This is a genomic window from Desulfovibrio sp. OH1186_COT-070, assembly GCF_003860215.1.
In the GTDB taxonomy this organism is placed as follows: domain Bacteria; phylum Desulfobacterota; class Desulfovibrionia; order Desulfovibrionales; family Desulfovibrionaceae; genus Desulfovibrio.
In genome coordinates this window covers 21,992-42,762 of the sequence record NZ_RQYH01000017.1, presented here as the reverse complement: position 1 = coordinate 42,762, position 20,771 = coordinate 21,992, and the positions used below count along the sequence as shown (strand labels likewise).

Annotated in this window: 16 protein-coding genes; all 16 read right to left on the bottom strand. The window is 60.7% G+C overall.

Annotated elements, in window-relative coordinates:
• Positions 1–634: 634 nt before the first annotated feature.
• The 16 genes from EII23_RS07285 to ileS all read right to left on the bottom strand — a co-directional run bounded on the left by EII23_RS07285 (position 635) and on the right by ileS (position 20,717).
• The gene (locus tag EII23_RS07285; RefSeq protein ID WP_124792732.1) at positions 635–1,366 is read right to left on the bottom strand and encodes a hypothetical protein; all 732 of its coding nucleotides are present in this window, start codon (positions 1,364–1,366) and stop codon (positions 635–637) included.
• A gap of 21 nt (positions 1,367–1,387) precedes the next feature.
• A complete protein-coding gene (locus EII23_RS07280) occupies positions 1,388–4,324 on the bottom strand; it encodes a helicase HerA domain-containing protein (protein ID WP_185702332.1) in 2,937 nt (978 codons plus the stop codon).
• 8 nt (positions 4,325–4,332) lie between these two features.
• Positions 4,333–7,056 carry a hypothetical protein gene (locus EII23_RS12920; RefSeq protein ID WP_185702331.1) on the bottom strand — a complete coding sequence of 908 codons (2,724 nt, stop codon included), beginning with the start codon at positions 7,054–7,056 and terminating at the stop codon, positions 4,333–4,335.
• Between the two features lie 8 nt (positions 7,057–7,064).
• On the bottom strand, positions 7,065–9,995 hold the full coding sequence (locus tag EII23_RS07275) for a hypothetical protein (RefSeq protein ID WP_124792730.1): 2,931 nt from the start codon (positions 9,993–9,995) through the stop codon (positions 7,065–7,067).
• Between the two features lie 15 nt (positions 9,996–10,010).
• Positions 10,011–10,823 (bottom strand): hypothetical protein, encoded by an 813-nt coding sequence (locus EII23_RS07270; protein WP_124792729.1) that lies wholly within the window; start codon positions 10,821–10,823, stop codon positions 10,011–10,013.
• Entirely contained in the window at positions 10,820–11,407 is a 588-nt protein-coding gene (locus EII23_RS07265; protein WP_124792728.1) for a hypothetical protein, read from the bottom strand. Before EII23_RS07265 ends, EII23_RS07270 begins: the two co-directional genes overlap by 4 nt.
• 5 nt (positions 11,408–11,412) lie before the next feature.
• A complete protein-coding gene (locus tag EII23_RS07260) occupies positions 11,413–13,245 on the bottom strand; it encodes a DEAD/DEAH box helicase (RefSeq protein ID WP_124792727.1) in 1,833 nt (610 codons plus the stop codon).
• Between the two features lie 12 nt (positions 13,246–13,257).
• A complete protein-coding gene (locus tag EII23_RS07255; RefSeq protein WP_124792726.1) occupies positions 13,258–13,452 on the bottom strand; it encodes a hypothetical protein in 195 nt (64 codons plus the stop codon).
• Positions 13,449–14,402 (bottom strand): YafY family protein, encoded by a 954-nt coding sequence (locus EII23_RS07250; RefSeq protein ID WP_124792725.1) that lies wholly within the window; start codon positions 14,400–14,402, stop codon positions 13,449–13,451. The genes EII23_RS07255 and EII23_RS07250 overlap by 4 nt, the downstream gene beginning before the upstream one ends.
• Before the next feature lie 65 nt (positions 14,403–14,467).
• Complete coding sequence (locus EII23_RS07245) at positions 14,468–15,142, bottom strand: hypothetical protein (RefSeq protein WP_124792724.1); 675 nt, start codon at positions 15,140–15,142, stop codon at positions 14,468–14,470.
• Between the two features lie 9 nt (positions 15,143–15,151).
• Complete coding sequence (locus EII23_RS07240; RefSeq protein WP_124792723.1) at positions 15,152–15,340, bottom strand: hypothetical protein; 189 nt, start codon at positions 15,338–15,340, stop codon at positions 15,152–15,154.
• A 214-nt stretch (positions 15,341–15,554) separates the two neighbouring features.
• A complete protein-coding gene (locus tag EII23_RS07235) occupies positions 15,555–16,190 on the bottom strand; it encodes a protein phosphatase CheZ (RefSeq protein WP_124792722.1) in 636 nt (211 codons plus the stop codon).
• Between the two features lie 36 nt (positions 16,191–16,226).
• A complete protein-coding gene (gene ybgF / locus EII23_RS07230; protein ID WP_124792721.1) occupies positions 16,227–17,147 on the bottom strand; it encodes a tol-pal system protein YbgF in 921 nt (306 codons plus the stop codon).
• 10 nt (positions 17,148–17,157) lie between these two features.
• The gene (locus EII23_RS07225) at positions 17,158–17,367 is read right to left on the bottom strand and encodes a PLDc N-terminal domain-containing protein (RefSeq protein ID WP_124792720.1); all 210 of its coding nucleotides are present in this window, start codon (positions 17,365–17,367) and stop codon (positions 17,158–17,160) included.
• Positions 17,364–17,888 (bottom strand): signal peptidase II, encoded by a 525-nt coding sequence (gene lspA, locus EII23_RS07220; protein WP_124792719.1) that lies wholly within the window; start codon positions 17,886–17,888, stop codon positions 17,364–17,366. Before lspA ends, EII23_RS07225 begins: the two co-directional genes overlap by 4 nt.
• Positions 17,889–20,717 carry an isoleucine--tRNA ligase gene (ileS, locus tag EII23_RS07215; RefSeq protein ID WP_124792718.1) on the bottom strand — a complete coding sequence of 943 codons (2,829 nt, stop codon included), beginning with the start codon at positions 20,715–20,717 and terminating at the stop codon, positions 17,889–17,891.
• Positions 20,718–20,771 lie beyond the last annotated feature (54 nt).

The following is a 20,771-nucleotide window of genomic DNA, read 5'->3' as shown; positions in this document are numbered from 1 at the left end:
TCCAGATCCGCAACGAAATCCGCAGGCACAAAATCCCGCAGCAGCGATTCCACCATTTCAGGATTGCTGAAAAACTGCTTGTACGCAGGATCGTGCGGGATGCGCTCTTTTCCCATACGCACATCCTATCCCAGTGATGCCCGAGGGGCAAGGTGTGGGGGACGCCCTTGCGATCCTCCCCGAAACAGGGCCGCCCCTGAAAGCAGAAGTTCCCCCGCACATGGAGCGGGAAATCATGCATGCAAAAAAGCCCCTGCGCACGAGCACAGGCGGCCATCATGTTTTGTGTGCACTCGCGTCAGAAAGGCATTCCCCCTGCCTTTTCAAGGGACTCCTGTCCACGTCTGAAGATATTCATCGGGCATCGTATGTGCATCTTTTGCATTGCGTATGATGCAAATCTCACGCAGGTTCTGTCACTGCGTGACTGTCCGCGCACAAAAAACAGGGGTGGAAGCTACGGCAGCGCTTTCGGCACTGGCGGTTGCACGGCGGTACAGCCCGGCAACCGCCGTCCGGCTGGAAAGACTCCGGGGATAGGGGATACTACAGGGGCATCAGGGTTTGCGGAAAACGAAAAAAGGGTCCCCATTTTATGCGGATGGGGACCCTTTGAGAAGACATACCCTATGCGCTATGCCTTCGGCTCCTGCGTTTCGCAGTTGGCGCTGACCGTGCGCAAGGTGGCACTGATTTCATTGTCCGTGGCAGCGGGATTCATCTTTTTTTCCGCTTCCCACACAAAGTCAGCGGTATCGCTATCAACGCGGACCCTGTCGCCGGGAGCAAAATATCTGGCAATGCTTTCCCCAAAGGGGATATTTTTTTCCAGCGCCAGGTGCGTGTAAACCTCCTGGCGTTGCCTGGTGAAAAAGTCCGAGTTGCGGACGATAATGGGCCACATGGCTGCGGTGGACATTTGCGGGTACTTCAGTTCAAGGCCTTTTTCCAGAAGCAGGCTGCCTGCCAACCACTGGTCAGTCTCCGGTCTCGTCGCCGCTTTTTGGGGGTCAAGTTCAAGAGCGCGCAGTTTTTCCATATAGGCGTCAAAATCCTTGTTGCAGCTTTCCAGAGTGATGCCCTGCTCCTCGGCCTGCAGGGCGCGCTCGCCCATGTCCGGCACTTTTTCGTCGGGTTTGAGCAGGTTCATGACTTTTGCCACCACGTCAATGACAATGCCGATGACCTGTATGGCAATTCCAATCTGTGGACCCACCAGTTTTACCAGCACAGGTGCAAGCACTTTTACCGCCTGGAACACGCTTGTCGCAACGCTTGTCACTGCGCTCGCCACATCGCGCACAGCATTGGAAATGCCCGTAGCAATACTGGAACAAAAATCTCCGACACTTGACCAGAATCCCATACTTCCTCCCCAAAAAGGTTTTCAAAAAATCCGTTTGGATACGTTGTCCGCGGGCTTGAGCCACCCGTCAGCAGGCGGATTGTCAAACTGCCGGACAAGGCGGGGCAGTTTTTCCTGCATGGTGCGGCGGTGCTCTGCGGCATCGGGGCAGGGGACGAGCATGTCCCACGCGGCCAAGAGAGTCAGGAGCAGTTCGTCTGTTCTCCCGTTCAGGGCCTTGCGCAGTTCACGCCACGCTTCCCGCCAGTCTCTGCCCTGTTTGTCGAGCAGCAGTGTCCAGAAGTTTTCCTTGAGGCGCACTGTCTGGAGAAGTTCTTCCCGGCTCAGCGCCCCTGCCATGTCTGCGGGTATGCCGGGGCAAAAAAGGTGGGGCCGTTGCAGCCAGTAGGTCCAGCCTGCTGCGTTCACCTGATCCTGCGGCACATCGGCATCACCGGTTTTGACATCCAGCGGCTCCACCTGCACGTTCACGGGTTTTTTCCACCCCTGGGAGAACATGACAGCCTCACCGGGCGCAAGGTGGGAAAGATAGGGTTTTTGCTTGTCGTCCAGGGCCATGGTATCGCCGACCACATCCTTGTCGTCCCGGGCAAAGAGCTTGTGGATGATTTTGGTATTGGTGTTTTTCAGCACTTCCGGGGCCAGTTTGTTGGGAATCTGGTCCACGATGATCAGGCTTTCTCCGTACTTGCGCACTTCGGCCAGAAGGTCGGTGAAGGTTTCCACGCCCAGCTTGCGGTTGGGGCTGTCGCCGGGCATGGGCCGGGTGAGCAGCCTGTGCGCCTCTTCCAGCAGGGTGATGTGCCGGAAAGAGGGATTTTCCCGGTGGCGCGCCTTGAGGGCTTCGACCATACGGCCCAGTACAAGCCCCATGAGAAAAGACTTGTCTTCACCGGACTTGAGCTCTTCCAGTTCCAGAATAACCTTTTTGTCGATAAGCTCCATAAAGTCCACGGAAAGCGGCGTATCCAGCATGAGGCCCTTGGCTCCGGCGCGCAGGCTGTCCAGCCTGCCCCGGATGGAGCCTTTGTAGTCGTTTTGCAGGCGTTCATCAAAGCCCTTTTCGTCCACAAGGCCAATGGTGATGTCAATATAGCTGGAAATGGTGGGAAAGTAGCGTCCGCCGCAATTCCAGGCATCCAGGCGGTTTTCCAGATAGCGGTTGGAATCGTCGCGAAAATCCCAGCCATAGGCTTCATAGGCGCGGTACATCCCTTCTTCCAGCAGGTTGGGGATGGCCGCCTCCATGTCAAAGCTGGCGATAAAGCAGGCCTTGAGCAGATCCACATGGCCCGAAAGGCTTTCTGTGGGGAGAAACTCGAAGGGATTGAAGCGGAAGGGCACGCCTTTTTCGTTGCCCACCGTAAAGATGATGGTGTCGGCAAGCCGTTGGTCGCGCAGCAGCGCCCGGTACTCTGTTTTGGCAGGTTCAATGACCAGAAAGGGCAGGGCCTGCCCTGTCGAGGCCGAGGAGGCCAGCAGTTTGTGGCAGGTGGTGGTTTTGCCGGATCCCGTGGTTCCGGCAATGAACACATGTTTGCTCAGTTCCTGGCGATCCAGACTGACCCGCCGTTTTTCGAGGTGGCTGCCTTCCTGCATCATATGGCCGAGTTCCAGGGCATCGCCGGAACCTGGAGGAGCGATGTTGAGGCCGAAGGACACCTGCTCCCGCAGTTCCAGGCCGGGAACCTCCTTCTGCGGCATGCCGGCCAGCATGCTGATTTCCGCTGCGGTGAGCCATGTGCCCAGACTGACCCTGCCGCGCACGACAGGCCGGGAATCCAGCAGGAGCAGGCTGACATCGGTGTCGAGATGGTCGTGGATGTTCAGGGAAGAAACGAGGGCATATGCCGCTTCCGTGCGCGGCAGGGGCCGCGCGTACAGGGGGGTGAAAACAGGTTTGTCGCCCTGGCAGATGGACAGGAGAGCGTTTTCCAGCAGGGAGAGGTCCAGAGGGGTTGCCGCGCCCACATAGACCGAGGTTTTGTACATGCCCTTGGCCTTGCCCCGGCGGATGCGCGGTTGCAGTTCGTCCTTGATGTGCTCCATGGCGTCCTGCACAAATTTGTTCTGTTCTTCCCAGGAAAGATTGTCGCTTTCGGTGCGCGTGGTGGTTTTGGAAGTTTCCTCGTTGTGGTTTTTTTGCTTGCTGGTTCCGCCGGATGTGGTGTTGCTGGTGTTTTCGCTGCCTGTACTACAAGTAGTGGTTTGGCTTTTTCCTTCACTTTTCCCTTCGGCGTAGGAATCCTGGATTGTCTTTCCCTCTTGCTGGCTTGTTTGTGTGCTGTGCTGGACATTGTGTTTGGCCTCAGCAGAGAGCCGGGAATAGAGGTTTTGGGCTTCAGCTTCAATGCGCGCCACATCCTGCGCCGCCACCGGCTCCCAGAGCACCAGCAGATGAAAGCTGTGTCTGAGGCTTTTGCCGCCGCTGGTCATGATGTTGACCAACCTGTCCACGCCCTGAAAAGCAATGTCTTCCCGCTGGCTGTTGCGGGTGGGCACGCCCAGCAGGGTGCTGAATTCCATATGGGGCTGGCGCAGTTCGGCCAGCAGGGAGCGCGTTTCCTCTTCCTTCAGTTCGTCCAGTTGCGAACCGAGAAAATTGCCCTGGAAGGCACGGGAAAGCATGTTGCCGTAGTCGCCGATGTTCAGGCGGTCGTCCACGCCCATGTTCACCACGCCGACATAAAATTCCACACCGTCCCCTGTGCCCCGCAGGTAATATACAAGGCGGCATCGCATATTGTTGATGGAGGCCACCACGTTTTCAAAGGCTTCCTGTCGGGGAAAATCCTTTTCATAGGTCAGGCGGCTGACCCGGTACAGGCGGCAGGTGCTGTTGTTGATGGGAATATCGAGGGCCGTTGCGTTGCCCAGAGAGATTTCCTCATCGCGTGCCGTGCGGAGTTTGTGGAGTTCGTCGGCAAGATTTTCGGGCGAAGGGAAACTGTTGTCCATGCATCCTCCTAATGTGCCAGTATGAGCGTGTGTGCATTGTCCAGATCTGTTTCGTCCCCGCTGCCTTCGTTGCCAAGGGCCAGCACGGCCTCGCCGGGGCCAGCGGCCTTGATGAAGATGGAGCGCCCGAAGTTTTCTGCACCCCAGTGGATTCTGTGTTCGCGGCAGCGTGTGCGGGGAATCTGCTGTTCCATGGCCAGGGGGGAATCGGAGTATCCCAGCAGGGTCCAGCCGTTGCGCACGACCCTGCCCAGGGGTTCCCATTTGCCGTATTCGGCGTTGCGGTGCAGAACCGGCACAAGAAGGTCATTTTTGAAGGTGCCCACAGAAAACAGGAAAGGCGACTCTTCTTCGCGGTTGCGCTCCACAATGCCAGTGGCCTCACCGGGCAGAAGGCGCAGCAGGCCCAGGGTCACGCCGGTTTTGAGCGTGGGGCTGATGCCGTTGCTGCCGATGGCGCTGCCCCCGGCATTCTGGTTGGCATGCTTTTCTTCTGCGGAGGGGATCATTTCGTAATGCACCGGGACGCTCTCGCTCTCATTGGGCGCGACTTCCGTGCTGATGAAGTGTTCAAAGACCTCCCGCACCAGAGGAGAACGGCAGGAGTTGCCTGCCAGGAGCACATGCAGTTCCCGCGGGTGTATTTCGTGCATTTTGAATGCCTGCCGGAAGGTGGTGAAAAAGGCCAGCACGCCCTGGCGGATGCGGTCTTTGAGGCAGGCGCGCAGGGCATCTTCGTCCACGGAAAAGGTGACGTTTTCCTCCTTGTCCTGGCCCTGCAGCATCACGCTGATCTGCCCGGTTCCCTCGTCGGGGAGTTTGCCTTCTTCCCAGAGCGGCCGCAGTGCCTCACGGAGGCTGATCATGTTGGCATGGGCCTCCCGGCTTTCGGCAAAAAGAAGCTCCGAACCGGGAAAGGGGGTCATGCCGGTGGGGCAAAGCACGGTGACTCCTTCCGGCATCTGCTTTTCTTTTTCGGCCTGTGTTGCCTTGGTCCGGATGATTTCGTAGGCCAGCAGATCCAGCAGGTGTTCACCGCCCAGATTTTCGTCTCCGGAGACGTCAAGAATGTCCAGCACACGCTCCCAGCCGTCGTTGCCGCTTTCTTCCGGCGTTGCCGTGCGGTAGAGGCCGAAAGCAAAATCCGTGGTGCCGCCGCCGAAGTCGAAAATGCCGAAAGGCGTTCCCCCTTCTGTGGGCATGATGCCCAGATGCGGCAGCACGCTGGCGGCAAAGGCCGTGGGTTCGCTGGCCTGTTCCGCAAGCGTGAAGGGGGGCTTTTCCTGCCAGCGGGCAGAGCTTGCCAGACTGAGCGGCATGGAGCGCAGCAGCCCCCGCGAAAATCCCTGCAGAATGCGCTGGCGCACCTCACGGGGAAATTTGACCGGAAAGGTCATGGTGTAGTCGCAGTAAATGCGGCCGCCGAAAGCCGACTGGTTGTTGAGGGCAAGGCCGAGAAAGTAGGCGTACAACTCGACGGGATCCAGCGGGCGCTGGTCAAAGTTGCCGATACCTTGCGTATTTTCTTCCACCGGCAGGGGAACAAGCTCGAAGTTTTCGCCCTGTTCGTCGTGCAGGCGCAGGGGGCGCTGCCCGGGACGGGCACGCGCCCATGTTTTGATCTGGCGGATGCCGCACAGGGCCAGCGGGCCTGCGCCCAGTTCGTTTTTGGCCTGATGGGAGCACTTGACGTTTTTCCACTCGATGGACGGCCGCCACGGCTCCCTGGTCCAGGGACGCAACAGTTCCCTGTAGTTGGAAAATTCCAGAGCCGTGGGATTTTCGTATTCCGTGGGTGCGTCCCGTGCTGTCAGGTCTCCCCCGATGCGCAGCAGGCGCACGCTGCCGTCATTTTCGCGCACGGCAGCCACGGTGCTGGAAGTGCCGAAGTCAATGCATACGGAACTGCCGTGGCGCACGCTGTCCCACGGGTCGGCAGCCGCGCATTCTGCGGCAAGGTTCACGGGGAGATACCATTTTTTGTCAGGCTCCGCTCCCTGCGGCCAATACGCATCCCACAGGCCCAGGTTGCTGTTCAGGTAGGTTTTGTCCAGCACGGGCAGTTGGGCGCGCTCGTGATCGCCCTTCAGCAGGACCTCCGGAGAAATTTCAGGGAGCAGCTTGTCGGGAGAAGGGGGAATGAGCGCCTTGTCGCTGCTGCTGCGCTCCATATGCAGGAGCACATAGTCGTGCTTACGGGCAGCTTCGATATATTCGTCACTACCATAAAATGATATTGAATGCTCTGTACATGTTGGAAGTTCGGAGCGGGTGTCCAGGCTGTAGATTTTGCCGCCGGTGCATACAAACATTGTGGATTTTTCTGGAAGATATGCGGCAGCGTCCTGTATATTCCCCTTCCATTCGCACACAAAATCGAAGCCGAGATTGTTTTTGTGCTTTATGGTGGGGAGAATCTGCTGGAGAATATCTTGTATGTTCACCCGATACGTGTTGTGGATATTTACCGTCGCATCGGAAAGAAAGTCCTCTGTTCTGAGAAGCAGATACACGTGCGTGTGGACAACAAAAATGCGGGATGTGTTCCGCAGCAGAGGAACAGAATGGAAGATGTTTTTGCCGGACAGGAGCGTCTCGTGCAGATCCGGCAGTTGCTCCACGGGCGGCAGGCCGTACAGGCCCCATTCCAGGGCATCGTGGACAACGCGCAGGGCAAAGCGCTCATCGTTCAGGCAACGCCATACGGGGAAATACGATCTTCGGGAAAACACGGCAGCTCCTATGGGCGTGTGTTTGACAGGGAAAGCGTGAAATTGTCCCTGCCTTGCGGCAGTTCGTGCCCCACATCCAGTGCCACTTCCACCGTGTCCTGGCCCACAGGGCGCACAAAGGCCTCGTGCCCGACATCCCCGGGCTTCCAGTCAATGACGGTTTCCGTGCATGCGGGGTCGCCGCGCAAGATCCTGCCTTCCAGAGCCAGGGGAGATTCTGTATGGGCAACGATCTGCCGCAGATCCGCGCGCACAAAACCCAGAGAGTGCCACTCGCCCGGCGCGGAAAAGCGCGTCAGCAGCGGTTCCAGCATGCCCCGCCGGAACGTGCCGAAAGCATAGCGGAACACTGTGTCCGGGTCCGCCAGTTCGGGCACGGGGAGAATGCCCACGCTTTCGCCCGGCACGGTATTGAGCAGGCCAAGGGCTACGCCGGTTTTCAGGGTAACGGCCTCCGGATTGGCATCGTCCGGCAGGCGGACATCGTGCAGGCGAAAATGGTCTGCCTTGAAGTTTTCCTGCCGGGCAATGGCCTGCATGTGTTCCACGAAGCAGGCATGCACCAGCGGCGAGCGGCAGGCGTTGCCCGCAGGCAGGATGTGCAGCGTATCCATGCCCTCCACATTGTGGCGTTTGAATGCCTGTCGAAAGGCGATGAAAAAGGCGCTGACCCCTTGCAGGATACGGTCGTGGAGCAGGGCTGTCAGTTTTTCCTTGTCTGCCTTGAGTTCCACAAGGCTGGCATTGCCGCCGTTGTGGTTCTGCATGTCCAGACGCAGCAGGCCTTCGTTTTCGCTGTCAAAGGCATCCGGCCCTTTTTCCCAGAGGGGACGCAGGGCTTCCATGAGGCGGGTGGTGTTGGCCCGCGCTGCCAGGCTGTCGCCAAAGATGCGCTCCATGCCTGCAGGGGCCTGGGCCGTACGCGGCAGTACAAAGGGCAGCGCCTTGGCGAGCAGGGTGTCTGCATTGTCGCACATGACGGCAAAAGACAGCATGTGCAGCAGAGCTTCGCCGCCCAGATCGGCATCGCCTGTCACGTCCAGCAGTTGGAGCACGCTTTCCCATCCCTTGTGCCTTTCTTCTTCCTGGCTTGCCCGGCGGTAGAGGCCAAAGGCAAAGTCCGTCGTGCCGCCGCCGAAGTCAAAAACGCCAAAGGCCAGGCCCCTGTCTGTGGGCTCCAGATCGCTTTCTTCCAGCACGGCGGCGGCGTAGGCCACCGGCTCTGCCGCTCCCTCGCGCACGCTGAAGGGGGTTTCTGCCCGCCACTGGCTCTGGTGGGCAAGGCTGGCGGGCAGGCTGCGCTCCAGGCCGCGGCCAAAGGCCTCCAGAATGTCCTGCCGTGTGGCGGAATCAAAGGTGGCGGGAAAAGAGAGATGGTATTCGTGATAAATGCGCCCGTTCTCCCTGTACTGGTTGTTGATGGCAAGGCCCAGATAGAAGGCGTAGATTTCCAGCGGATTCAGGGCAAGCCCGCCGTTTTCGGGCGCGGCATTGCCCGGGGTCAGGCGCAGTTCTGTTCCCTGCTGGTCGCGCATGTCCAGCGGCGGTCGGTCGGCTGCAAGCCGCGCCCATGTTTTGAGGTCGCCGATGATGCTGTAGAGGGTTTCCGGGCTGGCAACAGGGGAAATGTCGTTTCTGGCCTGATGCGAACACTTGAGGGATGTCCAGCGCACCGGGGGGCGCCACTGTTCATGCTGCCACTTCCCGGCAAATGCGGAGGCGTTGATGAATTCCAGCGCCGTGGGGTTTTCAAAATGTCTGGCCCTGATTTCTTCGCTCCAGTCGCTGACGCCCACCCGCAGCAGGCGTTTGCGGCCGTTCTCGCGCAGGGCCACCACCGTGGAACTGGTGCCGAAGTCAATGCACACCGGCACGCGTTTTTGTATGTCGCCTTTGGGGTTGCGGGCCATGAGGCCGTCTTTTGTCTGCACGGTCTGCCTGCTCTGGTCGTGCGGATTTGCGTCGGGTGGCCACAGGTCCCAGTGCCCGCGCAGGGGATCGTGCAGCAGGCTTTCTTCCAGCGCGGGGTAGCCGTTGCGCCGGGTATCGGCCTGCAGCAGAGCCTGAAGGCGTCTCCGATGCAGGGCTGCCAGAACAGCCTGTTCTTGTTTTTTCCTTTCTTCCTTCTGCCGCAGTTCCCACACTTTGTGCCGCCGGGCAAGGCAATCCCAGGCAGGAGCAAAAAGTTTTTCTGCCGCGGACATATCGACATCTGGAGTGCGGTCCGCGACGGGGATGCCCTCCAGGTGCTGGTGGTCAAGCGCACGGTAGAAGGAAAGGCGGTCCGCGACTAGGATGCCATCCAGGGAGCGCCAAAAACCGAGTCGTCCGGAGGCTGCGCCTGTTGCTTCTTTGTGGGGACAAAGCAGAGAGAACCATTGCGGAGGGAAGGACTCCTGCGGCTCTGACAGTGGATGCGATTCCGAGGCATCAAAAATTTTCCCGATCAGACGGGAAAATTCTTCAGCTTTTCCTGCGCGCTCATAGGCAGACCAGAGCCAGGCCAGAAGGCTTTTGTCCAGGGGGGTGTCCGGCACACGGGCAAGGGTCATGAAAAATGCCTTTACCTTCTGGGGCCGAGGACTGCGGACTTCCTCTGCCCAGAGGGATTCCAGGTTTTCCTCCATGAAAAATGCCTTTACCTTCTGGGGCCGAGGACTCATCGGCAGAACGTCCTTTACGGCGCAGGCAAGCTCTGTGCGTTTTTTCTGAAAATCTGCGGCCAGTCGCACAAGAACAGGCAGCCAGACAAAGGCGTTCAGTTTGTGGCCGTACCACCAGCCGCCGACATCAGCCCAGAGGCGGCGGACGGTTTCTCTGATCGTGTCTGTTTGCTTTGCGGGCAAGGCCAGGCCGCGCAGCGCATCCTCCAGCAATGCGGTCTGCTCTTCTTCGGAAAAAGAAAATGTCTTGTTTTGTGCGGGACGGGCGTTGGGCATGGGCTTCTCTTTTGTTTACCGGAGTTCCACCAGGGCTTTCTGTTGCAGCTTGCCGCCGGGATTGCGCAGGCCGGGCAGCAGCAGCGTGCGGACCGTGCGGCCATCGCTGTTGACGCGGTAATGGATTTCGGAGTTGTAGGCATTGCCCGGTGTTGGGGCAACTGTGGTGGCAAGGTTTTCTCCTGCGGCCCTGTTGTAGAGAGCGAGCAGTTTTTCCAGGCACTGCGTCATGCCGGGCGTTGCGCGCCCGGCGGTAATGGCTTTGCCGCAGGCCTCCCACAACTGGTTCAGCCGGTTGAACTGCCCGCACTGGACAAGAAAGGTGATCAGGCTGTCTGTGGCAAAATAGGGGGACAGGAGGTGCGCTGTTTCCTGCGGCAATGCCGCCAGAAATGCCTGGATTTCGCCCAGACTCTCCTGCTCCGGCACATGGCATTGCCTGGCGGCTGCGAGCGATGTTTCCGCGTCATGGGCCTTGCGCAGGGCCTGCTCAAGATCGTTCTGCCATCGCGCCTTTTCGTTTTCGTGCTGCGTCTTCAATCGGTTGAGGTCGGCATCTGCCTGGTCATGTTTTTTCCGCCATGTTGCGGCTTCCCGCTCGGCCGCCTCACGCTCGCGCAGCAGTTGCCCGGTTTCGGGCGTGTGTTGCGGCGCGGGCATGGGCTGCTCCGCCTCTGCCGGGGACTGGGGGGCGGGCGGCACGGGATTTCTGCTTTCCATAAAGCGCAGGAATGCCGCGACAGCTTGCCCGGCCTTGTCGGTAAGCATGTTTTTTGTCAAATGCTCATACAGGGCCTCGCAGGCCAACCGGACTGCACGATCGTTCATGACGGTTTTCTCCCTGTTCCGGAGGACTTGGGCTGCACCCTGGAGCCCCGCACATAGCCATCCAGTTCTCCATGAGGGACCGGCGGCGGCGCGCTTTTTTCTTCCGTTTTCGGCGGGGCAGGTTCCGGAGCAAAAAAGAGCCGCGCCACGTCCTTTTCCTCCAGGCGGAATGGCGCATTGCCGCTGGCCTGGCAGGGAGTCACGGTCAGTTCTTCCACACGCCATGTTGCTGCGTCAAAAGTGATGCAGGCGGCGCTCTGCCGGGGAATGCCCATCTTGTGGCAGAACTGCGGCAGCAGGTAGGGGATGGTGTAGAGGGCAAAGGGGATGTCCTGATACGTCCCGGTGATTGCCGCCACGGCCAGCGCCGCGTCCCTGCACGGGTCCCCGCAAAGAAAACTGATGCGCGTAGCCCGGCCATCATTGCCGTAATTTTTCAGCATATACTCCAGAAACAGGCGGACATCCTCGGCAGTCGCGCAGGGCATTTTCTTACTGCCCCGGTAGTTGAGGGGTTTTCCATTGCCGGGATGACAAAAAGCCCAGGCATGCCCGCTGTTGAGCAGAAAAAGGAATTCCTTCACGTTCTTCATTCCTCGCTGTTGCTTGTCATGGGCGCGGAGCATTGTGCCCGGCGCGAAAAGCCTGCTGCCGCAGCCTTCAGGCGTTCTTTCCACCCCGTGCGCCCGCACACGGCCAGGGTCAGGCTTTCGCGCGCCCGTGTCATGCCCACGTGGGCCAGCCGCCGATCCTGGCTTTTTTCCGGATTCAGGCTGTCCAGACCCAGCAGAAAGACGTGGGCAAAGTCCAGACCCTTGGCGCTGTGGATGGTGGAAACCGTCACGCTGTCCGTGGTGATGTCAAAGGAACGCTTGCTGGCAGCGTCCCGCGCGGCCCAGCGGGCCAGAGCACCGCGCGCCTCGATGGCGTGCAGCAGGGCTTCGGGCAGGCTGGCCGTGCCTTCGCCTCTGGAGCGGACATAGAGCACCGCAATTTCGCTCATGGGCACGCCCCCGTGCGCCAGCCTTGCCACGGCATCGGCCACGTCCGCCACCTGGGCGGGAAGGTCGGGGCTGACCAGCCATGCCGGTTCCGGCCCGTCGGCTCCTGCAAGACTTTCCGGCTCCGGCTCTGTGCCGAGCGCCAGACCTGCGGCGCGCGCAATCTGTTTGGTGTTGCGGTATTGGCGGCACAGGCGGCGCACTTTCAGCCCCTTGATGCCCATGTGTTGCCATGTTGCCGCTTCGGGCCGGTACAGGCACTGGTTTTCGTCCTGGGCCACATTCAGCGTGCCGTGGGACGGCACAAGGCGCAGCAGCACCTGCGCCATGTCTGGCGAAAAATCCTGCCCTTCGTCCACAAGCACGGCGTCCCAGTATTTTTGCAGGGGGTGCGTGCCGTCCAGACGTTCCAGTGTTTCCTGCACGACCAGATGGTAAAAATCTTCCGTTTCGGCAGAATGCGCCAGCGGTTCGCCGAGGATACGCTCGCACAGACTGTAGAAGGGAATGACCTCCACGCCGTCTCGGCCGAGGCTGACGCCCTTGCGGGCCAGCAGGCGGCGGATATACCCCACCAGCGACAGATTGAAGCAGGTGATGAGTACGCGCCGCACGCGTTTGTCCACCCGCGGCAGATGCCAAGCCTGATGGGCGAGAATGAGCGTTTTTCCGCTGCCGGAGGGGCCGGTGATCAGGTTTTTTCCCGGCCCGAAAGAGCGGGCCAGATTTTCCTGCTCGTGGTCAAGGGCCAGCACGGCCTGTGCCTGCGCGGAGGCCGCTGCCGCGCGCTGGGGCAGGTCCAGCCGTACTACCGGGAAAATGCGCTCGCGCAACCGGTGCACATCTTCCGGCGACAGGGAAAAATCAAAGAGCGGCGGAAAGTGCTCCTGCAGCCAGCGCCGCAGTGTCTGGCCGGAGGCATCGCACAGCAGGGGAGAGCGCTCGCACAATTCGTCCCAACACAGCACCCGCGTCCCGTCCATGACAGTGTTCAGGCCCGAAGCCTCAAACTCCTCCCGCCGCATATGGGGAAAAACCGCTCCCCACGTCACCGGGCAGGGCAGCCGCCTGCCTTTCGCACCGGGGGTTCCCCTGCCCAGCAGGCTCATGAGGTTGTTGACGTATTCACGGGCCTGGGCCAGAGGCTGTTTGCGCCGTTCCTCCCTGTCGCCCATGCGCAGCAGAGCTGTTTTGGGGTCGGCCTCCAGCAGTTGCCCGGCCAGCCAGTCCTTGACCTCCAGCACAATGAGGCCGCAGTCGGGCGACAGCAGGATGAAATCCGGCTCCCTGTCCTCAATGTCCGGCGAATACCAGACAAGAAAATCCGCATCAGGCCGCGCCGCCTGCCGCAAAAAGCGGTAGACCGCGCCCTCTCCGGGCGTGGAGAAATCCGTGACGTCAGAGGGAAACATGGTGGCCATGCCGCAGACCCCTTACAGGATATGAAGCATGGATATCTGCCCGCAGTCCTTGCATTTCACAAACTTTCGTCCGCCCGGCTGGGACGGCAGCGCCATGTCCCGGAGCGTGCTCATCAGTCTGGTCTGCCAGTCGCTGGCAGGCAGGCTCGAACTCTGCTCCGTATTGCGCGAGCCGCAATGCGAGCAGGAAAGGGTCGGAGTGTTCATTCTTTCTCCTTTGCGGGCAAAAGCCGCGCTTCGTCTCCAAAGCTGCGCGCCCAGGCTTGCAGCTCCGGTTCGCTGCGCGTGGTGATTTCCAGCAGGAGGCCGCCGTCGGGCAGATCTTTCAGCGTCTGCTCATCTGCCCAAATGCGTTCCCGCACGTAGTCTGCGGCTTTTCCCGCCGCAAAGCGGATGCGGAAGGTGCGCGGCTCGTGCCACGGCAAACCAAAAGTGCCGGGGTCTGCCTCGGGGATGGCAAAGGCCACGGGCCTGTCGGTAAGGGTGACGGCCAGGATGCGGTGTACCGCCAGGCTGGTCATGCGCCGGAGGGTACGCCAGTCCTCCTCAACATCCGCGCCCAGAGCGTAGATGGCGTTGTTCATGCAGGCCATGCGCCCCACGGCGAAGCGCCGTTCCCCGGCTTCGCCGCGCCCGGCGGGCCTGTAGCGCACAAGGCAGATGCGTTTTTCTTCCTGCGCGCGCAGCAGCTGGTCGATGTGCGTGAAGTGCGGGGTATAGTCGATACGCCCCTTGCCGAAAAAGGCGAAGCGGGAGGCCCCATTCCCGCCAAGGCCGCCGGAAGGGGACTCGGCCAGATGCATGGCAAAGCGCAGAATGCTTTCGTCCACACGTTGGCCGACCTGCTCCGGCAGATAGGGCCGGGCCATGTCCCGGCAGATGCACAAAAAGCGCAGTTCTTCGGAGTCCAGCCCCAACTGCGGGCGGGAATGGGGGCAGAGCTGGTACCAGCGCCGCCGGCCCTCCAGCCCTGTACGCAACTGCGTACCTGCCACGCCCTCGATTTCACGGGCAAGGCGGATGATCGTCTGCTTGGAGCAGTTGAGCCATTGCGCAAGATCGGCCTGAAAGTGCCTGCGCCTGTCGGCCATGAGCCTCTGGAAGAAGCGCAGCAGCTTGGTTCCGGTGGTGGCATCGGCGTCATGCTTGAGCGGCATGGCATCTCCGGTTGGTGTCCGCGCCGGGCAGGCGGCGCGGACGTTGTGCGCCAGGGCAATTTTGCCTATACGGCCATGCTGGTGGCCCCTTCCTCTTCACGCGGCGGCGCGGGGGACTGCCCCACAAGGTTTTCCAGGCGCGAGGTCAGGGTGAGGGCCGCTTCGCTTGTGCGTTCCGCAAAGTCACTCAACATGGCCTGAAGTGCCGCCACTTCTTCGCCCCAGTTCTCGTTGGATGCGGAGTTGTTCAGGGAGAAGTCGTGCCCGGCCAGCGTCAAGTCCTTCAGGCTCACGCCCGCCATGCCGTGCGCAGCCAGCAGTTGATTGGCCCGCACAAAGACCGGGCGGTATTCCTGATACAGCCCCTCAATGCGCTGCCTGGCCTGACGCAGGTTGATCTCCTTGCCCCTGCGGCCGATGGTCGTGCACATGTCCTGCACGCCGTTCTGCATTTTTTCGGTCCAGGTGTCTTCCGGCTGGGCAAAGGAACCTGCCACCAAGTCTATATATTCGCTGTCAATCACCAAATTTGCAAGAGACAGCCGGGTAAGCTGCCAAGAATATCGGCTGAGTTGCCGGATCACCGCGTCCGCAGGCATTCCCTTTGCCGCATCCGGCGTGAAGTCTGCGTGCTCTCCTGTTTTGGAGAGTGCATTTTTGTCCCTATCCAGAAAAACAGCGGCGGTCAATCCTCCGATGCCCAGCAGCACGCCGCTCCAAAAAGATTTCATCCTGCTCATGCCCGGCTCCTATACGGTTTCGGTTTCTGCATCGGGAGGGAGGCTCCCTTCCGATGTGTCCAGGGTGAGGCAACCGTCGTCGCTGTTATCGCGCTCCACGTCTTTCCGTGCCTCATACTCGGTCACAAGCCAGGCGGCTGTGCCCAGGGCTGCAACACCGGCCAGCACTCCGCCAAGAAAAGAAACAAACCTGCTCACAAGAACCTCCAGATGGTTGTAGTATTGCCTTGGTGGTTCTCACAATAGGGGGAGAGTATTCCGTAAGAAGGAATTTTCGGGGCTTTCCGAAATTTTTTTGCGGATTTTTTATCCCGGAAATTTTTTTGCTGGAAGGAATTTTTGCCTTTTGTCAAAAAGCAGAGCGGGGATGCGCCAGCAAGCGCATCCCCGCTTCAAAGCATTGGGGGGCAGGTTACATGCCCAGTTGGGAGAGCATGTCGTCAATGGCGCTCTGGGAAAAGCCGTTCTTGTCCGGTCCCTTGAGCTCGCCGCCCTGGCGCTGCTGGCGAAAGTCCTCCACAGCCTTGCGGGCTTCGGTCTGCAACTGGGCGGGGTCTTTCTCCGGCGCGTTGCGGGCGCCTTCCAGCATCAGTCCCGAAGAAACATACAGTTCCACCACCTTGCTTTCGATCTGGTTCAGGGCCGTGACCACGCGTTTGATGCGCTGGCCGGTGATGTCCTGAAAGCTCAGACTGGTCAGCACATTGCCCAGGTCCTCGCCCAGAAGCGCATTGTGCTCCCGCAGGCGGGCCACCTGTTCCGGCGCATCGCCCCTGGCTGCCATTTCGTCCAGAATGGCGGCGCTCTCGGCCTGAATATCCATGTGCCGTTCCACGATTTCCATGATCTTCATGGTCGCCGCTTCCGTGCCCTTGAGCACTTCGTCCAACTGGTCGGACGCTTCGTGAAAGAGCGTGTCCGTGCTCATGTCGGTCTGGGGCGCGTCTTTGGAGGCAGTGGCGATCTGCTGGTAGATATCCTTGAGCCCCTGGCGCATGTCTGTGCTCAACTGCCTGTACACGGCGGACTGATCCGTTTTTTCACTCATGGCGTCTTCCTTGTGTGCCCGGAAAAGTCGGCACAATTATTTGTTGGTCTTGAGGAAATTCCTGGCGCGCGCGGCCTCTGGCGAATTGGGGAACTTGGCGATGAGTTCCTGCATGCGTGCCTTGGCGGCCGCCCCCTGATTGAGCTTGCTGAAGCTGATGCCCTGTTTGAGGTAGGCGCCGGGCGCGCTGGAAGATTTGGGATACTGCTTGATCACCGTATCATAGCTCAGGGCCGCATCGGCAAACTGGTTGCGCTGGAAATAGCATTCCGCCAGATAGAACTGGGCTTCGGCCGCCTGGCTGTGGTTTTTGTAATTTTTGAGAAAGTCGGAGAAAGAGCGCTGGGCCTCGTCATACTTGCGCGCGTTGTAGGCATTGACGCCCGCGTCAAAGAGGGCCAGCGAAATGTCTTTTTGCGGAACCTGAACCTGCGGCTGGGGCTGGGGAGAGGGCTGGCCCCATGTGCTGGAACTGGGGTTGATGACCGGCTCCACGGGCTGGGAAGACTGGCCTGTGTCGGCAGTGGCCGCAGGCAGCCCGTAGGACGGCAGGGAGCCCGCCTGGGCCAGCGACTCTGGCTGCGCGACAGGCGTGGCGCCCACAGGCGTGGCGGGCACAGGCGCGCCCAGATTCAGGTTGAGCGCCATGCTGCGCTCCACCTGCCGCAGGGCCTCGTCGTGGCTCTGGACTCTTTCCGCAAGAACCTGCGCGCCGCCCACATTGCGCAGGTCGTCCATCTGCCCCTTGATGGCGTTCAGGTCCTGCCGCAGGGCCTGAAGCTGGTTCCACACATCGGCCTGGGTGGGCTGCATCTGGCGCAGCTGCGCATCGTGCTGCTGCACCTGCTGTTCCAGGGTCAGGCTGTTGCCGCGGCTGCCGCTGCCGCCCATGCAGCCGCTCAGGGGCAGGGTCAGGCAGACCAGGGAAACAATGGACAGAGAACGGATGGTGCGCATATTCTCCTCGTCATGAAGGTTGGACTTTGCCCAGCACACGCTTGCGGCCGGTGCATATGTAGATGATGCCGCCCACCACGGGCAGAAAAACCACCAGAACCAGCCAGAGCGCGCGCTGCTGCTGCGTGGGAAACTCGTGCCCCCAGATGTGCAGGATGCTCCACAGGGTGGGAATCATGGGAACCATCAGCAACAGCACATGCCACCAGTGGAAAATCATGGCCTTTCCCCCGTCATGCCGGGCATGCGGCTCCGGCTGTCCGGCGCGGGGAGCGGTTTGCGCCAGACCAGAAAACAGGCCAGTACCGCTCCCGTGAGTATGGCCGAGTCCGCCAGATTGAAAGCCGGCCAGTGCCAGTCTTTCCAATAGAAATCCAGAAAATCCACCACCGCGCGAAAGCGCAGCCTGTCGGTCAGGTTGCCCAGCGCGCCGCCCATGACCAGCCCCAGGGCCGTGACCAGCCACGGCTCGTCATGGGCATTGCGCACAAGAGAAATGATGGCCGCCACAGCCACCAGCGTGGCCGCCAGAAAGAGCCAGAACTGCCATTCGATGTCGGAGCGGTTCAGAAAGCCGAAGGCCGCGCCCCGGTTGCGGATGTTGACCAGATCGAAAAAACCCTGAATGACGGTGATTGCCCGGTGCTCCGGGATTGTCCGCACCACGAGCCACTTGCTGGCCTGATCCAGCACAAGGACGAGAGCGGCAGTGCCGCCCAGCAGGGCGTAGCGTTTGCGCATTCATACACCCGTTTCGGCCACAACGCGCGCGCACCGCGGGCAGAGCGCGGGGTGCGCGGGCTGTGTGCCCAGTTGCGTGCTGTGTATCCAGCAGCGCGCGCATTTTTCGCCGTGGGCTTTTTCGGCGCTGATTTTGAGACCTTCCAGCTCTTCGGCGCAGCAGGCGTCCTGCGGGGCCTGATCCAGAGGGGCAAGCTCCAGTTGGGAAACAATGCAAAAAGCCCGCAAGTCCGTATACAGGCTTTCCAGACGCCGGGCAAGCTCGTCGCTCAGAAAGAGGGTGACGTGGGTGTCCAGCGAGTGCCCGACAGTGCCTGCCTGCCGCAGGGGCTCGATGGCTTTTGTCACCGCGCCGCGTACTGCCAGAAGGACGTTCCAGTCATCGCGCAGACCGTCGGGCAGGAAAAAAGCGTCGGCTGCCAGCGGGGGCAGGGCGAAAACCGTTTTTTCCTCGCCGCGCAGGCCCGGGGGAATGTGCCCGAGGACTTCTTCTGCGGTGAAGGAAAGAACCGGGGCCATGTCGCGCAGGAGCAGACCGAGCACATGCCAGAGAGCCGTTTGCCCGGAGCGGCGCTCCCGGCTGTTTTTGCCCGAGGCGTACAGACGGTCCTTGAGAATGTCCAGATACAGGGCAGAAAGGTCGGTTGCACAGTATTTGTGCAGGGAGTGGTAGACCTTGTGGAAGTCGAAATCCAGATATGCCTGTTGCACGCGCTCGTGCATGCGGGCCGCAGCGTCCAGCGCAAAGCGGTCCAGCGGCAGCAGGTCGTCCAGGGGCAGCACGTCTTCACGGGAAAAATCGTGCAGGTTGCCCAGCAGGTAGCGGCAGGTATTGCGGATGCGGCGGTAGGCGTCCACCAGGCGTTTCAGGATTTCGTCAGAAATGCGGATGTCTTCGCGGTATTCTACCGAAGATGCCCACAAACGCACGATTTCCGCGCCGAATTTCTCGATGAGCTCCTGCGGCGCAATGACATTGCCCACGGATTTGGACATCTTGCGCCCTTCGCCGTCCACCACATAGCCGTGGGTCAGCACCGCCCGGTAGGGCGCATGCCCACGCGTGCCCACACTGACCAGAAGGGAACTGTGGAACCAGCCCCGGTGCTGGTCCGAACCTTCCAGATAGAGGTCCGCGGGGAAGGCGAGTTCCGGCCTCTGCTCCAGAACCGCGGCAAAGCTGGTGCCCGAATCAAACCAGACGTCGAGAATGTCCGTTTCCTTCTTCCAGTTGCGGCCGCCGCAGTGCGGGCAGGCAAGCCCCTGGGGGACGAGTTCCGCAAGGTCGGCCTCATACCAGTAGTCACAGCCCGTGGGGTGGGCGGCAAAGCGGTCGCAGATGCCGCGCATCCATGCCGGGTCGTTCCAGGCAGCGCCGCAATCCTCGCAGAGCAGGGCCAGAATGGGCACGCCCCACTGCCGCTGGCGCGAAATGCACCAGTCCGGACGAAAGGCGATCATGTTGTGGATGCGTTCGCGGCCCCATGCGGGAATCCATTCCACATCCTTTTCGATGGTCGTGAGGGCGCGCTGGCGCAGGTCGTTTTTCTCCATGCTCACAAACCACTGGGTTGTGGCCCGAAAGATGACCGGCTCCTTGCAGCGCCAGCAGTGGGGGTAGGAGTGGCTGATCCTGCTTTTGGAGAGAAGGGTGTCTGTTTCTTCCAGTTTGGCAATGACCACGGGGTTGGCCTCAAAAACCGTGAGGCCCGCGAAAAACGGCACCGAGGGCAGAAAGCGTCCGGCATCGTCCAGAGGCGAAAGCACTTCCAGCCCGTAGCGGAGGGAAACGTCATAGTCTTCCCGGCCGTGCCCCGGCGCGGTGTGCACGCAGCCGGTGCCCGCCTCAAGGGTGACGTGGGTTCCCAGAATCAGCGGGGATTGCCGGTCGTAAAAGGGATGGCGGGCGACAAGACCTTCCAGGCGCGCGCCCGGCGCGCGCCCCACAATGTGCAGCGCGGCCTGGGGATGGCGTGCGCGCAGCACGCTCTCGCAGGCGGGCAGCAGTTCTTCGGCCAGCAGATACTGCGCTTCGCCCGTATCCACCAGAGCGTAGGAAAATTCCGGATGCAGGCAAACGGCCATATTGTCCGGCAGGGTCCAGGGGGTGGTGGTCCAGATGACCACCCAGGCCCGCGCGGGGTCCGCCTGGGGGAAAATTTTTTGCAGGCCCGTGTCGGGGAGGGGAAAGCGCACAAAAACAGAAGGGGAAGTGTGGTCGCCGTATTCCACTTCCGCCTCGGCCAGAGCCGTATGGCAGGAGCAGCACCAGTAGATGGGCTTTTGCGCGCGGGTCACGGAACCGGCGTCCACAAAGGCGGCCAGTTCCCGCGCGGTGGCCGCCTCATAGGCCGGGGTCATGCTCAGATAGGGATCTTCCCAGTTGCCCAGCACGCCAAGACGCCGAAACTCCCCGCGCTGCACGTCGATCCATTTTTCCGCATACTGGCGGCAGAGGCGGCGCACCACATGGGGGGGCAGTTCTTTTTTCTTTTCCTTCAGTTCCTGCTCCACCTTGTGCTCGATGGGCAGTCCGTGGCAGTCCCAGCCGGGCACATAGCGCGCGGCATAGCCCGCCATGTTGCGCGACTTGACAATGATGTCCTTGAGGATCTTGTTCAGGGCCGTGCCCATGTGGATGTGGCCGTTGGCGTAGGGCGGGCCGTCGTGCAGCACATAACTTCCCCTGGAGCCGGAGGCCGCCACCATGGCCTCGCAGGCATTGACGTTTTCCCACTGTTTCAGGATTTCCGGCTCCCGGCGGGCCAGATTGGCCTTCATGGGAAAGTCGGTTGCGGGCAGGTTCAGCGTGCTTTTGTAGTCGGTCATGGTGATTGTCCTGTCCGGATGCGAAAAAAACGCTCCGGACAAATATGGTTGCGG

Coding starts and splice junctions, on each gene's coding strand:
- lspA (WP_124792719.1), bottom strand. CDS start 17,888: ATGCGCAAACGCTACGCCCTGCTGGGCGGCACTGCCGCTCTCGTCCTT.
- EII23_RS07250 (WP_124792725.1), bottom strand. CDS start 14,402: ATGCCGCTCAAGCATGACGCCGATGCCACCACCGGAACCAAGCTGCTG.
- EII23_RS07235 (WP_124792722.1), bottom strand. CDS start 16,190: ATGAGTGAAAAAACGGATCAGTCCGCCGTGTACAGGCAGTTGAGCACA.
- EII23_RS07280 (WP_185702332.1), bottom strand. CDS start 4,324: ATGGACAACAGTTTCCCTTCGCCCGAAAATCTTGCCGACGAACTCCAC.
- EII23_RS07260 (WP_124792727.1), bottom strand. CDS start 13,245: ATGGCCACCATGTTTCCCTCTGACGTCACGGATTTCTCCACGCCCGGA.
- EII23_RS07255 (WP_124792726.1), bottom strand. CDS start 13,452: ATGAACACTCCGACCCTTTCCTGCTCGCATTGCGGCTCGCGCAATACG.
- ileS (WP_124792718.1), bottom strand. CDS start 20,717: ATGACCGACTACAAAAGCACGCTGAACCTGCCCGCAACCGACTTTCCC.
- EII23_RS07225 (WP_124792720.1), bottom strand. CDS start 17,367: ATGATTTTCCACTGGTGGCATGTGCTGTTGCTGATGGTTCCCATGATT.
- ybgF (WP_124792721.1), bottom strand. CDS start 17,147: ATGCGCACCATCCGTTCTCTGTCCATTGTTTCCCTGGTCTGCCTGACC.
- EII23_RS07285 (WP_124792732.1), bottom strand. CDS start 1,366: ATGGGATTCTGGTCAAGTGTCGGAGATTTTTGTTCCAGTATTGCTACG.
- EII23_RS07270 (WP_124792729.1), bottom strand. CDS start 10,823: ATGAACGATCGTGCAGTCCGGTTGGCCTGCGAGGCCCTGTATGAGCAT.
- EII23_RS07275 (WP_124792730.1), bottom strand. CDS start 9,995: ATGCCCAACGCCCGTCCCGCACAAAACAAGACATTTTCTTTTTCCGAA.
- EII23_RS07245 (WP_124792724.1), bottom strand. CDS start 15,142: ATGAGCAGGATGAAATCTTTTTGGAGCGGCGTGCTGCTGGGCATCGGA.